Source organism: Bacteroides sp. OF03-11BH, assembly GCF_003604005.1.
GTDB classification, from domain to species: domain Bacteria; phylum Bacteroidota; class Bacteroidia; order Bacteroidales; family Bacteroidaceae; genus Bacteroides; species Bacteroides ovatus.
Map to the genome: position 1 here is coordinate 129,496 of NZ_QTMW01000013.1, position 14,348 is coordinate 143,843.

Genomic DNA, 14,348 nt, shown 5'->3' on the forward strand with positions numbered 1-14,348 from the left:
ACGATAATTCTTGGTTTTCCATCCCTTTTGCAGTAAAAATAAAAAGGTTCCTTGTTTATAGGCAGACTTTTCCGCTTTATCTTCCCCTGATTAGCTTTTTCAGTGTCCCGTTGTAGGTGTTTTCAAATTCCGTCGGATGATTGAGTGCCCAAAGAATGTAATCACCCGGTTCATTCTTTTTGAGTAGGGTAGGGCGGTATTGGGAACTAAGAATTTTCCATAAAATACCGCCGGGGCCTCCCAATTCTTTACGTCGGGCAAGGGCGACAATCGCTTTTACGGTCTGCTCGTTCCGGATGCCGATAGTTTGCATATTAAGTAGAAGTATAGCTTCCGAGCCTCCTCCCGTTTGCATCCCTTCCGAAACCGTTTCTTTTCCAATCGATTTATCCAAAGACAAACCCTCTACAACGACAGGCGAAGCCTGAAAAACGCTGTTTGACGGAACGGGCGGCATGCTCCTCTCATTCTCCTTTCCGTCTTTTCCTTCCCTCTCTGTCTCTATGTCTTTTTTTATTTCAGGTTTGATTTCATTTTCCATATTCCTTTCCTGTTTACCTTTGATATCTGTATCCGTTTCTTCTTTTGTTTGTGGCATTGTTGTAGCAAATTCATGGGGTTTTGTAACATCTTTGCCGGAGTTGGCACTGGAGTCATCCGTATTTTCCGGTTCTATTTCACTACTCTCCTCCTTGATAATCCAGAAATGTTCCAGGGGTAATTTATATTTTCTCCGGCTGTCGGTGATGATTTTATGATATTGTTCCTGAATCGCCTGTGAAGTCAGTACGCCATACTCCTTATATATAAGATCATCGAACAGCCCCACTGCCAGGCAATCATCAATGATGGCCTGCATTTCCTCCTCCCCGCAACACGCTTCCTGGGCGATGTCGAAAAGAGTGTCTTTGTTCCACAAAATATAATAACCTTTTTCTTTATAGATGAGGCAGAGCAGCGAAGTGAGTGCGGCAATCCCTGCCGCGTGGTGGCGACAGGAGATGCGGCGTACTTTTCTGTCCTGCAGAAAATTGACATCGAGGGGGAAATAATCTAATCCGGGTTTGGAAATGCGGGCCATGATGATAAAATGCTGGTTGTAAATGGTTGATTATTACTGAATAAATTCTGCTTTTACATCGAAGCAGGGGCAGGATTTTATATACTCGTCAGGTGAGATAATGCCGTCTCCATTGAGGTCAGGACTGGTGTCCCGATGCCCTATCACCTGCTTCAGAGAAGGGAAGACAAGGCGCAAATCTTCTACCAGCCGGACGAGTGCTTCACGTTGCGCTTCCGTCCGTGTGTCGGCAGGCCGGCCGTTCCTGTCCAATCCGCCAATGTAGCAGATGCCGATAGACCGATGGTTCCAACCTGTACAATGCGCTCCGTCGAGAGCAACATCTCTTCCCGGTTCTATCGTACCGTCGAGACGGATGACGAAATGATAACCGATAGAACGAAAACCACGTTGACGATGCCAGCGGTCGATGTCGGTAGCGGTAAAATCCTGTCCCGCACGAGTGGCGGAACAGTGGATGATGATCGTGTCTTTCATGGAAGAATCCTCCTTTCCTGTTTGCAGACGGCACGTGAGATAACCCCGAACGCAATAGCCTCCTCTTTGGACAGTTGGCGGTAATATTGCTTTGTTACTGAATGGAGCACCGGAGAGAAGGGAGCATCCATCGGCGGCGTTGTCGTTTGATTAGGCATGGTGGGCCGATTAGGTATTGTCGTCCGATTAAGCACTGTGGTCTGGTTAGGCCTTGTCTGAACCATAATAAAAGCATCTCCCCGATGATGTTGCACACGCAAGGCGTGTTGTTTCACGCGGTCTGGATGCTTTAGTTGGAGGATAAGCCAGTTTCGGTGCGCAGGCTTCAGACGTTCCTCTCTGACCATTTCTTTCATAGACGGGTAGGCACGCAATACTTTCCCCGTTGCATCCGTAACGGCGAAAGGTGTTTGATGAGATCCCACTCCCGTACGTCGTAATCCCGTCCGGATGGCGTGCATCATATTGGTGTATGCATCGCACCATTCGAGGTTTGACACGTGGTTGTTCATCGTATTGCCATCGAGGTGGTTAATCTGTGGCAGCTGCTCCGGGTTGGGGATGAATGCTTTGGCAACCAAACGATGAATTTTGTATTCGATACAAACACCTTTATTCGGCAGTATGACAGTTTCGTAACCGGTCCCCATGATTTTGGCACAAAGGATCAACTTTGATCTGCCCTTGAAACTCAATACCCGTCCGTGATCTGAAATCATATAGTCGGGGTTTTCTTCAATAAATCTCCAATTTTCCATACTTGATATTGATAATGTTAATAAAATTATACTCTGTTAAAAAATAATCGTTTTTCTGAATCATGCGGGGAGAAACGGCGTTTCCTCCATCTGTTAAACGGCGCTTTCTGGTGCGGAGAAACGCTGTGGTCTGTATGTGTTGAACGGCGTTTCTTCCTCCTCCTCCGTATGAGGTTCGAGCCGTTCGGCACAATGAATCAGAAACTCCAGTTCTTCCCGGCAGCCTTGAATGGCCTCGTATAGCGAATCTACGTTATACTGTCTGCAAAGCGCCTCCCATTCTTTTCGTTCCTGCCCGTTCATTCCGTTCTTTTGCAGATTCATTTTTACTTGTTGCTGTCTTGCCCGTCCGTTTCGATATCCAGAAAATTTTCAGCGTGAAAGGTGCGCCAGCCTTTGGCTTCGATATCATAGTAGACAACGAACGTATTTTCCGGTTTGGGTAGATACGGACGGTGGAAACTATGTTCATATCCGGTGAGGGTGCCGGTGGCATGTCGGATGGTTCCATCCTGTTTGGTGTAGCGGAAACAGACATTTCCGTGATGCATCTGCCGGATGAGAGCCCCTATCCGGTGAGCCGTGACGAGTGCATCGTGCCGGTTCATACCGTTGTTTTGCCGGATGACGGCAGCTTGCTTCATTAGCTGTACCCGTTGGAAGGAATGATTTTTTTCAGTTTCAGTCATTTTGATTCGTTTTAATGATTTGATTATGGGGACAAAGGTAGAGAGCAGGTAATGCAAAGGCTGTCCAAGCTTGAACCATAATGAAACGTTGAAACTTTTAGTGCAGGAATGCTTTCTCTTTTTTAGCGCAAATCACAGCTTTTGGAACGAGTGATTTCTTTCCTCTTTGGCAGATTTTATTTCATCTATTTTCTTGATAATACCGGTAAGGTAGAAAATGGGTACCCCAAACCCTCTTTCTTTGTGAAAATATGGATGAAAAATATAGAATGTGTCATGCTTGAACATATATGTTAAAATAAGCATTGTACTTTTGTCGTGAATTTTATATGTAAATATTAAATAAAATGTAAAAAAAATGACTAAGGTAGAAAGAGAAGTGGTTTTTAATAGTGAAAATGGTCAGAAAGAAATGACCGGTGTACGTCACAGCGACGATGATGTTAAGAAGAAAGTAATTGATTGTGTTTTTAAGTTGGGGCAACTGAATAATATTCCAGAAAAATATGTTGAAAAGAATTCGGATTGTTCGCGTTCGTCCGTGGGGCGTGTGTACAGGTGTAATTTCGACGGTCGGAGTCCTATACCAAATTGGACAACTATCTTTAATTTTTTCTCTTGTGTGATTGGAAAGGCAACGATTATTGTCAATATTCCGGAGGTGTTGTGCTGGATTCTGAAGCTTTTTCTAGGAGATTCTGCGGATGTAGGCTATACAGTTGATGATAGTCATCATATTCGTATAGATATTCAGTTTCATGACGATAAAACACTGTTCCTGGAGACTGGTGAAAAGGAAGGAAAGGTGAAGAAAAAAGATGGAAAATAGAAGAAAGCGGGAGGGGAGTTACCAAGTTCTTGATGAACTTGGTACATTATTGATAACGAACTTTCCATCGAGGTCGGTGGTGGTTCCTATAGATGTACCTTTAACTAAAACGGATGCTCCTATGACGGGCTGGTTGTCTTCCTCGGAGAAGACAACGCCCATTACCTTTCTGGAGGTTTGAGCGATTGCCAGGCTAATGCCTGCTAGCAGGCAGGTTAATAACAGCGTTAGTTTTCTTTTCATATAGTTTTTATATAGTAGAATAGTCTGTTTTGCTATCTTACGATTCGCAAAAGTAACCACTTTTTTAGAAAAACAAAGAAAAATATGAAAAAAAATATGAATTTGTGCTGTCGATACAAAATACTTGTAGCAAAAGGACTTAAATACAAGATAAGTACATGAAAGGCGGTTTCTTATTTCTTTTTGGTGATTAATAAACGAAAATAAGTATCTTTTTGATAAATAAATGTGGATAAATTCGTAGATAAGATGTTTAATAACACATAATAATCTGCAAATAAATAATTGCAGGTAGAAAAAAGATAGTTTATTGGACAAAGAAAGAAATTCTATCCGTAGTCTCTTATATTAATACCCTAATTGGGGAGACGAGAGTTGCTGCCGGACTTGAAGTTTGCTACATGAAAGATATTTTCTACCTTTTCAGTAAGTAGATAAAAAGCAAAAAAGGACGATTTATTTTGGTTTCACTTCCTTTTTTGCTTTTCTTATTCCCCTTTCGGTGTTTTCTTTTTTATATTTATTAAATATTTTGTGCTCAAGCACTTATGGAAGGAGGGGCAGAAAATGCATGAGTTCATCAAGAACTTTGCAAATCACCTATGTCGGCATGAAGTCGCAGGATGTTCCCATCAAGTCCGGGACCATCAAGGTAATGATGAAATCCGATTCCGAAGTATTACAGGAAGTGGTAGTGACCGGTATGCAGAAAATGGATAAACGTCTTTTTACCGGAGCCACCAAACAATTAAATGCCGATAATGTGAAGCTGGACGGTTTGCCCGACATTAGTCGCGGACTGGAAGGTCGTGCGGCAGGAGTTTCCGTTCAGAATGTTTCGGGCACTTTTGGAACTGCCCCCAAGATTCGTGTGCGTGGAGCTACTTCCATTTACGGAAGTTCCAAACCGTTGTGGGTTGTTGACGGCGTGATTCTGGAAGACGCCATCGACGTAGGTCCCGATGACCTTTCCTCCGGTGATGCCGAGACACTGATTAGTTCCGCCATAGCCGGACTGAATTCCGACGATATCGAGAGTTTCCAAATTTTGAAAGACGGTTCGGCAACCTCCATTTACGGTGCACGTGCGATGGCAGGCGTTATCGTAGTCACCACTAAGAAAGGACGTGCCGGAGTCAGCAAGATCAGTTATACGGGCGAGTTCACCACCCGTGCTATCCCCAGCTACAAAGAATTCAATATCATGAATTCGCAGGAACAGATGGGAATCTACAAAGAAATGGAACAGAAAGGCTGGTTGAACAGTGCCGACCTTTTCCGCACCAGAGACACCGGAGTGTACGGTCGTATGTACCGCCTCATCGACGAATACAACAACAGTAACGGCCAACGCGGACTGCTCAACACCACCGAAGCCCGTAACGCTTACCTCCGCGAAGCGGAAATGCGCAACACTGACTGGTTCGACGTGCTTTTCACCAATGCCGTTTCGCAGAACCATTCCGTCAGCATCACCGCCGGAACGGAAAAATCCTCTTTCTACGCCTCCTTGAGTGCCATGCTCGATCCTGGTTGGTACAAGCAGAGCAAGGTGAAACGCTATACGGCCAATGTGAACACAACCTATAATATATATAAAAATCTGTCGCTCAACCTCATATCCAACGCCTCCTACCGCCAGCAGAACGCGCCGGGAACGATGAACTCCACCCTCGACATCGCATCAGGAAAGATGTCCCGCGGATTCGACATCAACCCTTATTCATACGCGCTCAACACAAGCCGCACACTCGACCCCTCTGTGGACTATATCAGCAACTACGCCCCATTCAATATTCTCCACGAACTCGACAATAACTACATCGAAATCAATATGGTCGATGTGAAATTTCAAGGCGAGATGAAGTGGAAAGTGGTTCAGGGACTCGAATTGAGTGCCCTCGGAGCCGTTAGATACCAGACTTCATCGCAGGAACACAACGTGCTCGACGACGCCAATCAGGCAATCGCCTACCGCACCGGTATGGACGACGCCACCATCCGCGAGCAAAACAAATTGCTCTATACCGACCCCGACAACCCATACGCCCTGCCTATCACCCTGCTGCCTGAAGGCGGTATCTACCAGCGTCAGGACCGCCGTATGCTGGGACTCGATTTCCGTGGAACACTCTCATGGAATCATCTTTTCGCCGAAAAGCACATCACCAACTTCTTTGCCGGAATGGAAGTGAACAGCCTTCAAAAAACATATTCCTCTTTCCAAGGCTGGGGAATGCAATATTCGATGGGGGAAATTCCGTCCTACATCTACCAGTTCTTCAAGAACGGTATCGAATCCGGTTCGCGCTATTACAGCCTGGGACACTCCGAAACCCGGAGTATAGCCAGCTTCTTCAACGCCACGTATTCTTACGACGGACGCTACACCCTCAACGGCACTTTCCGCTATGAAGGAACCAACCGCATGGGACGCAGCCGTTCATCCCGCTGGCTACCCACATGGAACCTGTCCGGTGCCTGGAACGTGCATGAAGAATCTTTCTTCAAAGCGCTGCAACCCACCCTTTCCAACCTGACACTGAAAGCCTCATACTCCCTCACCGCCGACCGCGGCCCGGCGGAAGTGACCAACTCGCAAGCCATCATCCGCAGCTTCTCGCCCTACCGCCCCTTTACCGACATTCAGGAAACGGGACTTTATATCGATGACATCGAGAACAGCGAACTCACCTACGAGAAAAAGCATGAGCTGAACATCGGCATTGACCTCGGCCTGCTCGAAAATCGCATCAACTTCTCCGCCGACTGGTACCAGCGTAACAACTACGACCTGATCGGTGTAGTCCCCACACAGGGAGTAGGCGGCGTCATCAACAAATATGCCAACGTAGCCACCATGAAATCTCACGGTGTGGAATTCACGCTCTCCACCCGCAACATCCGCACGAAGGATTTTTCATGGAACACAGACTTTATCTTCTCCTATGCCAAGAACGAAGTCACCCGACTGAAAGGACTCACAAGTATGATGGAACTCGTTTCCGGCAACGGCTTTGCCCGCGAAGGATACCCCGTGCGCGGACTCTTCTCCATCCCTTTTGCGGGACTTGATGAAGACGGTATTCCGCAATACCTCATCGACGGAAAAGTGACTAGCACCAGCATCAACTTCCAGGAACGCGAAAAACTGGATTACCTGAAATACGAAGGACCTACCGATCCCACCGTCACGGGAAGTTTCGGTAATGTATTCACCTATAAAGGCTTCAAACTAAATGTCTTTATGACTTACTCTTTTGGCAACGTAGTCCGCCTCAACCCGGTGTTCAACTACAAATATTCCGACCTTACCGCCATGCCGCGTGAATTCAAAAACCGCTGGACTGTTTCCGGCGACGAAGCGAGAACGAATATCCCGGTGATACTTAGCGACCCGCAATATAGGACGAATACATCGCTTTATCTTGCCTACAACGCCTACAACTATTCTACGGAGCGCATCGCCAAAGGCGATTTTATCCGCATGAAAGAAATATCACTGATGTATGAGTTCCCGAGAAGCTGGATCGCTCCTGCCAAAATATCCAACCTGTCGCTCAAGTTGCAGGCTACCAACCTCTTCCTGATCTACGCCGACAAGAAGTTGAACGGGCAGGACCCCGAATTTGTGAACACCGGAGGGGTAGCATCCCCCGTTCCGCGTCAGTTTACCCTCACCCTGCGTCTGGGACTGTGATTGTAACCCCCAATAGAGAACCCGAAAAAATATACGATAGATGAAGACGAAAATAAACCATATACTCCCTGTGCTGCTGCTCACCGCAGCTTCCGGTCTGACTACCGTTTCCTGCAATGATTTTCTGGACAAAACACCGGACAACCGCACGGAACTGAACACCGACCAGAAAATAGCCAAACTGCTTGTATCGGCCTATCCCGACGTATCGCCCAACGAACTGTTCGAACTCTACAGCGACAACTCCGATGATAGCGGCCCCACCTACGGTTACTACCAGCTTTCCGAAAAGGAATGTTACAACTGGGAAGATACCAAAGAGGAATATCAGGACACACCCAATTCCCTTTGGGGAGGTTATTACGGTGCAATTTCAGCCGCCAACATGGCACTCAAGGCGATAGAGGAGAAAGGGAATCCGGCATCGCTCAACCCGCAGCGCGGCGAAGCACTGGTGTGCCGTGCCTACTGCCACTTCATGCTGGCAACTATCTTCTGCAATGCTTATGACACTCATGCCTCCGAATCGTTGGGAATCCCCTATATGGAAGACGTGGAAACCACCGTGTCTCCCCGTTACGAGCGCGGCACGCTGGAAGAAGTGTACCGGAAAGTGGAGCGTGACCTCCTGGAGGGAGTGGAACTGATTTCGGACGACGGATATTCCGTCCCCAAATACCATTTCACCCGCAAGGCCGCCTATGCCTTTGCCGCCCGTTTCTACCTTTATTATATGAAACCCGATTTCTCCAACTGCGACCGGGTGATTGACTTTGCCACCCGTGTGTTGGGCAGCAACCCCGACGACCTGCTCCGCGACTGGGAAGCATTGAGCAATCTTTCCGTGAACGGAAATGTGCAGGCAGATGCGTATATTGCTTCTTCCAATGAGGCCAACCTGCTGATAAGCAGCACCGTCTCCAACTGGGGCGCACTCGGAAGCGACTACCTGGTAGGCCCGCGTTACTTCCACAACCAAACGCTCGCCACCAGCGAAACCTGTCTTTCTGCAGGACTGTGGGGCAGCTCGGATTATTTGTATCTGAAACCTTTCTCTACCACCGGATTTGTAGCCAGCATCCTGCGCAAGAGCGGACTTTATGATGGCGGCTACCTTTATTATATGCCGGTATTGTTCTCAACGGACGAAACCCTGCTTTGCCGTGCCGAAGCATACGCGTTGAAGAAAATGTACCCCCAGTCGGCTGCCGACATCACGAGCTGGCAACGTGCCTACACCCGCAACAAATCGGCCCTGACACCCGACCAGATCAATGCGTATTATGATAAAATGAATTTCTACACGCCTTTCACGCAACAGACGCCCAAGAAACAGCTAGCTCCCGATTTCACTATCGAGGAAGGGATGCAGGAAAATATTCTTCACTGTATTCTGCACATACGCTGTGTCACTACCCTGCACGAGGGGATGCGCTGGCCCGATATCAAACGGTACGGTATTATGATTTACCGTCGTAACATGGCTACTCAACGTGTCACCGACGAAATGCCGCCGAACGACCTGCGCCGTGCCATCCAGATTCCGCGAAACGTGATCGTGGCGGGAATGCAACCTAACCCGAGAAGAAACTAACAGAGAAAAAAGTGAAAATTATGAAGAAACAGATCATTTACTCTTTGCTTGCTCTCACCACAGTCTGCCTGGGGGCTTGCAACAATAACGACGAGATAGACACTGCGAACAGCATCTTCTCTACCGAACCGCTGGAGAGAAATGCTTTCGACTACTGGCTGCTCGACAACTACACCTATCCTTATAACATCGACTTCATGTACCGCATGAAGGATATCGAGAGCGATCATAAATACAACCTCGTGCCCGCCGACTATGACAAAGCGGTGGCACTGTCGAAAATCATCAAACACGTCTGGATGGACGCTTACGTCGAACTGGCAGGAATGGATTTTCTCCGTGTCTACGTACCCAAGACATTCCACCTCATCGGATCGCCCGCCTACGAAAGTAGCGGTAACATGGTGCTCGGCACGGCAGAAGGCGGGAAGAAAATCACCCTCTACAACGTGAACGACCTCAACATAAAGAAGATCAATATCGAAAAGCTCAACGAGTATTATTTTGAAACGATGCATCATGAGTTTGCCCATATCCTGCATCAGAAACGGAATTTCGACCCTTCTTTCAACCGCATCTCGGAGGGAAAATACGTGGGAGCCGACTGGTATTACTACATGACCGCCCAAGGTGCCATGCCCCGCACGGACGATGTGGCCTGGTCCGACGGTTTCGTGACGGCTTATGCCATGAGCCAGTCCAACGAGGATTTTGTGGAAAATATAGCCATGTACGTCACGCATACGCAGGCCTACTGGGACAATATGATGACGGCAGCCGGAGAATCGGGCGCTGCCATCATCAACAAGAAATTCACGATTGTCTATAACTATATGCGCGACACATGGGGGATCGACCTCAACGAACTTCGTAAAATCGTGCTGCGCCGCCAGCAGGAGATTACCGAAATTGACTTGAGCACTATTCAATAAGTGCCGGTCACCTCTTGTTTTTTTGATTGACGATTGGATGATTATTTAATTACACATTATTATGATGAAGAAAAATAGAACGATATATTTCCTGTTGGCCCTTGTCTGCCTGGGTTTGCAGTCGTGCCTCTTTCAGGAAGAAGATTATTTTGACGATTCGTCTGCCAACCGTGCCACGGCCGATGTGAAGCGTTGCAGCGAACTGCTGGAAGCAGCACCCAACGGATGGGTGATGGAATATTACGTCGGTAAGGACTACTCGCTGGGAGGTATTACCCTGCTTTGCAAGTTCGACGGCCAGCGGGTGACGATGGCTTCGCAGATAGCGGGAGCGGATGAGACGGTCAGTTCGCTTTATAGCGTCAAGTCCGAGCAGGCGACGATGTTGTCTTTCGATACCTACAATTACCTGGTGCATTATTTCGGGCAACCGCAGGGAAGTATGGCCGACGACCCGAACGGAACGCTCGGAGGCGACTACGAATTCGTGATCTCCGATGCCACCGCCGACCGTATCGAACTGAAAGGCAAGAAATATGGCAACCGCATCGTGATGAAGGCTTTTTCTGCCGACCAGACGTGGAAGCAATATCTCACCCGGATAAAGAAAGTGGAAGACGATGCTTTCTTTTATGAATACGACCTGCGGATGGACGGACTCTACACCGGGCAAATGCTACGCAGCAACTATACGTTCATTGTGACCTATTATGACGAAGTTGGAAAGGTGCATCAGAAAACCGTACCTTTTATGTTTACCACCGACGGAATGCGTTTTCACGAACCGGTGACGATAGACGGACAAACCATGCAGAATTTTGTCTGGAAGAACGAGGAGATCAGCTTTGTTTGTACCGACGAAGGAGCTACGGAGGTGAAACTGGCGGGTGTCTATACTGCCGGGTATCAAAGTTACGACTATTATCCAGGCACTTACCAGATGGATTTTTATCGTCTGAACGATGCGACGAACCAGATGGAAGTGGCTTCGCAGGAGATTCAACTGGTGAAGGACGAGGACGGCAAGAGCTATTGGCTCAAAGGACTCGAATATGACATTCTGGTAACTTATGACAAGCCGCGTGGCGGACTTTCCATCTTGCCGCAATTTTTGAAGAAAGTACAGGGAGGTTACGTGTATCTGGCTATGTGGGATTTGATGAATGATTATGTTTTGCGCAGTTCGGCAATCGGTCTTATCAGTTATCCTACCACCGACGGCATTTATCTGGTGGACAATGGAGTGTGGATGGGTGAAATCTCCGGATTTATCTTCGGTGTGTACGACTCGCAGGATGAGGAGGCCTCTTTCATGGGATACACGGATGCAGTTGCAGCAATCAGGTTGATTAAAAAAACAATAGAAGAATGATATGATGAATAAGTTAGTTATACTGTTATTATCTGCGTGCTGTTTGCTGATGACAGCGTGCGACAAGGAAAACGATGAAACGGCACAAGGCTTCCGCATCATGAATGCGGACGTCGATCTGGCAGCCGGAGGCGGAACGGTGGAAGTGGCTTTGCAGGCTACCGGAGAACTGACTGCCGTTTCGGGTGCGGACTGGTGCAGGGTAATCGAAGTGACAAACGAAAAGATAACTTTGCTTGCCAGAGCCAATTATGAATATACGTCACGTGCCACGCAGGTGACCGTGAGCGATGGTAATAGCGAACAGAAAATTGTAGTGACGCAGGAGGGAAATATTTTTGCTCCCGACTCCGACCAGCAGGTGATACGCTTCGGAAATGCTCCTTCACAGACGATTGTACGTGTGAATAGTTCGTTTGATTTCAAAGTGAGCGTGCAGCGGGGAATCGACTGGGTGGAGGTGCCGGCTGCTTCAAAAGAAGATGGTTTCTTGCTTGTGTTGAAAGAGAACAAAACCGGAAATCCCCGTGCCTGCCAGTTATTGGTCAGCACCAATGAGGGGCGGAAGTTCCTTTACTACGTCTACCAGTATGAAGCGACGGACCTGCTTGGAGTGTGGGGAAATAGCCGGATTTATGTGAAATGGGATACGAAGAATATCGAAAACGCCTATCCCTTGTCGGCTACTGAAATTTCGAAGAATGTCGATGGCGAGGGATATACCATTAAGATGTCGTTGGCAAATACTCCGGCAGCGCAATATCTGAAAGACCCCGCAAAGGCTACGATTTCATTGCAGGCTACCTATGAAAATGGATCGTTTGTGGTTCCTATCGGTGCGGCACAGAAAGACTTTACGGTCGTGGAAGAAGTTGCGGATGAGGTGGCAGAAGGCGCTTCGGACGGAACGTCAGGTGGAGTATCGGACGGAACATCGGATGATGGGGCAGGTGTTGTTTTGCAAACCCTGTACGGCTTTTCTGTAGCGGCTTCTTCCAATATTTATTCGAAAGGAAATTTCGGTTTCGCTCCTGTGCTTTATCAGGACGGTTCTGTCGGAGTCAGTTTTCAGGACGTGACCGGAGCACCGGAAAGCGGATGCTACCTGGCGATAGCATTGTTTGACGGACAGCAGTTCCTGACCGGGACACTGAAAGATTGTATCCTTTTCCCGGATATTGCACTTTTCAGATAAAACGAACATAACATTGATGAATAAAGAAAAGAACTACCGTTGTGAAACGGAATGAGAATTTACTAATTCTCTCTTAATTTAACTTTACTATATGACAGGCGGGGATACTCGTGCGAAGAATGGGAATCCTTTTCCCGAGCTTACTCCGCCTTTTTTATGATTCCCGGTCGCTACGGAAGTTCTTTTCAATGATGTAAAATATATAAATCAGTCTGATATGGATAAGAAAATAATGAAGTTATTGGGTGTCTGCCTGTTCGCTGTTGCGTCTGTGGGGGTGTTGACCGCTTGCAGTGACAATGACGCCGAAAATCCGGAGGGAGGAAAACCCGGTGGAGAAGACGTAAACCCGGCGCCGGAAGTGGTGGAGTTTGTCAACTCCAACCTGGTGTACTGGGGAGATAAAGACGGAGTGGGCACAGATCATTTTGTATTGACGCTTTATACGGATATGGAAGTAGATGCTACTGGTAATCCGATAGGACCGGGCAAGATCATGGCGTTCAGCCTGAATGTCCCGCCATTTGCTTCGGAAGCTACGGAATTTCCGCTCCCTGAAGGCACTTTTGATGCAGCATTGAACGGATACACGTTTGATGAATGGACATTCAACCTCGGATATATGAATCAAATCGATCTCCCGACCGGAAAGGTGGATATTCCTGCCGGAACTTTCTACGGTGATGTGAAATCTTACTCTACGAGTGTCGATGCCGATTTGCTTTCCGGTGGTAAAATGACGGTGAAACGGCTGTCCGGTGGTGAATATTCGATTAGCGGAACATTGGTGGGCGATCTTTCCTTGAAACGTTATTTCACCTATACGGGAAAAGTAATCACCATCGACCGTCACGAAAGCAAGGATGAAACTCCTAATTCTACGCTGACCACCGATATTGCACTGAATGGATGGACGCAAGCCCGCCTGCAGGATAAGGGCGATTCTTATTATCTGCAAGATGAGTCGTGCCGGGTAGTCGAGCTTTATCTGGCGGAAGAGAGTATAAGTCTTGTCGACACTTGGCCGGCCGGTAATGGAAGAGTATTGAAGGTGGAATTTTTCGTGGAATGGGCTACGGATGTAACACAGGGTATTCCGGCAGGTACTTATACGGTGGTGGCGCGTGATAAGGAATCATATGGTATCCCGCGCGAGTTGCTGAAACCGGGAAACATAGCTTCGGGCTATCCTAACGGCTTTACTTATCCGGGAGGAACCTGGTATGAGAAACTTCAGAACGGAGCCATGAAAGAATATGCACGCATAGACGGCGGAACCATGACTGTGGCACGCGACGGTGACAAACACACGCTGACGATAGATTTTATTGACTGTGATAAGGAACACCCGAATCATGTACGTACCACTTATTCGCAGGATGCTCCTATTACCGTATTTGATTATCGTCCGCAGTAAACACGGGTGGATGGCATCATTTTACTAATAACGCGATTTTATAATTAACCCAAAAAACGAG

13 protein-coding genes are annotated in these 14,348 nt (G+C 47.6%); 7 read left to right on the plus strand and 6 right to left on the minus strand.

Features of this window, described 5'->3' with window-relative positions; genetic code table 11:
* Nucleotides 1–76: 76 nt before the first annotated feature.
* From DXA54_RS12270 to DXA54_RS12290, 5 genes are all read right to left on the minus strand, one after another.
* Complete coding sequence (locus tag DXA54_RS12270) at nucleotides 77–1,081, minus strand: DUF4373 domain-containing protein (RefSeq protein ID WP_120079582.1); 1,005 nt, start codon at nucleotides 1,079–1,081, stop codon at nucleotides 77–79.
* Nucleotides 1,082–1,114: 33 nt separating this feature from the next.
* Nucleotides 1,115–1,558: an N-acetylmuramoyl-L-alanine amidase gene (locus tag DXA54_RS12275; RefSeq protein WP_004296748.1), complete on the minus strand. Its 444-nt coding sequence runs from the start codon at nucleotides 1,556–1,558 to the stop codon at nucleotides 1,115–1,117.
* The gene (locus tag DXA54_RS12280; protein WP_004296749.1) at nucleotides 1,555–2,316 is read right to left on the minus strand and encodes an HNH endonuclease; all 762 of its coding nucleotides are present in this window, start codon (nucleotides 2,314–2,316) and stop codon (nucleotides 1,555–1,557) included. Before DXA54_RS12280 ends, DXA54_RS12275 begins: the two co-directional genes overlap by 4 nt.
* Nucleotides 2,317–2,409: 93 nt before the next feature.
* The gene (locus DXA54_RS12285) at nucleotides 2,410–2,640 is read right to left on the minus strand and encodes a hypothetical protein (RefSeq protein WP_004296750.1); all 231 of its coding nucleotides are present in this window, start codon (nucleotides 2,638–2,640) and stop codon (nucleotides 2,410–2,412) included.
* 2 nt (nucleotides 2,641–2,642) lie between these two features.
* Nucleotides 2,643–3,005 (minus strand): SH3 beta-barrel fold-containing protein, encoded by a 363-nt coding sequence (locus DXA54_RS12290; RefSeq protein ID WP_004296751.1) that lies wholly within the window; start codon nucleotides 3,003–3,005, stop codon nucleotides 2,643–2,645.
* A 358-nt stretch (nucleotides 3,006–3,363) separates the two neighbouring features.
* Between DXA54_RS12290 and DXA54_RS12295 the strand changes: the two genes are divergently transcribed.
* A complete protein-coding gene (locus tag DXA54_RS12295) occupies nucleotides 3,364–3,834 on the plus strand; it encodes a hypothetical protein (protein WP_004296754.1) in 471 nt (156 codons plus the stop codon).
* A gap of 18 nt (nucleotides 3,835–3,852) precedes the next feature.
* Here DXA54_RS12295 and DXA54_RS12300 read toward each other — a convergent pair whose 3' ends face one another.
* The gene (locus DXA54_RS12300; RefSeq protein ID WP_004310107.1) at nucleotides 3,853–4,077 is read right to left on the minus strand and encodes a carboxypeptidase-like regulatory domain-containing protein; all 225 of its coding nucleotides are present in this window, start codon (nucleotides 4,075–4,077) and stop codon (nucleotides 3,853–3,855) included.
* Between the two features lie 571 nt (nucleotides 4,078–4,648).
* On the opposite strand from DXA54_RS12300, the gene DXA54_RS12310 reads away from it, so the two are divergent.
* The 6 genes from DXA54_RS12310 (at nucleotide 4,649) to DXA54_RS12335 (ending at nucleotide 14,287) form a co-directional block, all read left to right on the plus strand.
* Nucleotides 4,649–7,777, plus strand: a complete 3,129-nt coding sequence (locus tag DXA54_RS12310; RefSeq protein WP_120079584.1) for a SusC/RagA family TonB-linked outer membrane protein — start codon at nucleotides 4,649–4,651, stop codon at nucleotides 7,775–7,777.
* Nucleotides 7,778–7,817: 40 nt separating this feature from the next.
* On the plus strand, nucleotides 7,818–9,371 hold the full coding sequence (locus DXA54_RS12315; RefSeq protein ID WP_120079586.1) for a RagB/SusD family nutrient uptake outer membrane protein: 1,554 nt from the start codon (nucleotides 7,818–7,820) through the stop codon (nucleotides 9,369–9,371).
* Nucleotides 9,372–9,391: 20 nt separating this feature from the next.
* Entirely contained in the window at nucleotides 9,392–10,303 is a 912-nt protein-coding gene (locus DXA54_RS12320) for a putative zinc-binding metallopeptidase (RefSeq protein WP_004326042.1), read from the plus strand.
* Between the two features lie 61 nt (nucleotides 10,304–10,364).
* Nucleotides 10,365–11,675, plus strand: a complete 1,311-nt coding sequence (locus DXA54_RS12325) for a DUF4302 domain-containing protein (protein ID WP_004296764.1) — start codon at nucleotides 10,365–10,367, stop codon at nucleotides 11,673–11,675.
* Nucleotide 11,676: 1 nt separating this feature from the next.
* Nucleotides 11,677–12,870: a BACON domain-containing protein gene (locus DXA54_RS12330; RefSeq protein ID WP_004310111.1), complete on the plus strand. Its 1,194-nt coding sequence runs from the start codon at nucleotides 11,677–11,679 to the stop codon at nucleotides 12,868–12,870.
* Nucleotides 12,871–13,087: 217 nt separating this feature from the next.
* Nucleotides 13,088–14,287, plus strand: a complete 1,200-nt coding sequence (locus tag DXA54_RS12335) for a hypothetical protein (protein ID WP_004310112.1) — start codon at nucleotides 13,088–13,090, stop codon at nucleotides 14,285–14,287.
* The last annotated feature ends 61 nt before the right edge of the window (nucleotides 14,288–14,348 follow it).

Coding starts and splice junctions, on each gene's coding strand:
- DXA54_RS12335 (WP_004310112.1), top strand. CDS start 13,088: ATGGATAAGAAAATAATGAAGTTATTGGGTGTCTGCCTGTTCGCTGTT.
- DXA54_RS12295 (WP_004296754.1), top strand. CDS start 3,364: ATGACTAAGGTAGAAAGAGAAGTGGTTTTTAATAGTGAAAATGGTCAG.
- DXA54_RS12325 (WP_004296764.1), top strand. CDS start 10,365: ATGATGAAGAAAAATAGAACGATATATTTCCTGTTGGCCCTTGTCTGC.
- DXA54_RS12270 (WP_120079582.1), bottom strand. CDS start 1,081: ATGGCCCGCATTTCCAAACCCGGATTAGATTATTTCCCCCTCGATGTC.
- DXA54_RS12300 (WP_004310107.1), bottom strand. CDS start 4,077: ATGAAAAGAAAACTAACGCTGTTATTAACCTGCCTGCTAGCAGGCATT.
- DXA54_RS12310 (WP_120079584.1), top strand. CDS start 4,649: ATGAGTTCATCAAGAACTTTGCAAATCACCTATGTCGGCATGAAGTCG.
- DXA54_RS12290 (WP_004296751.1), bottom strand. CDS start 3,005: ATGACTGAAACTGAAAAAAATCATTCCTTCCAACGGGTACAGCTAATG.
- DXA54_RS12275 (WP_004296748.1), bottom strand. CDS start 1,558: ATGAAAGACACGATCATCATCCACTGTTCCGCCACTCGTGCGGGACAG.
- DXA54_RS12280 (WP_004296749.1), bottom strand. CDS start 2,316: ATGGAAAATTGGAGATTTATTGAAGAAAACCCCGACTATATGATTTCA.
- DXA54_RS12285 (WP_004296750.1), bottom strand. CDS start 2,640: ATGAATCTGCAAAAGAACGGAATGAACGGGCAGGAACGAAAAGAATGG.
- DXA54_RS12315 (WP_120079586.1), top strand. CDS start 7,818: ATGAAGACGAAAATAAACCATATACTCCCTGTGCTGCTGCTCACCGCA.
- DXA54_RS12330 (WP_004310111.1), top strand. CDS start 11,677: ATGATGAATAAGTTAGTTATACTGTTATTATCTGCGTGCTGTTTGCTG.
- DXA54_RS12320 (WP_004326042.1), top strand. CDS start 9,392: ATGAAGAAACAGATCATTTACTCTTTGCTTGCTCTCACCACAGTCTGC.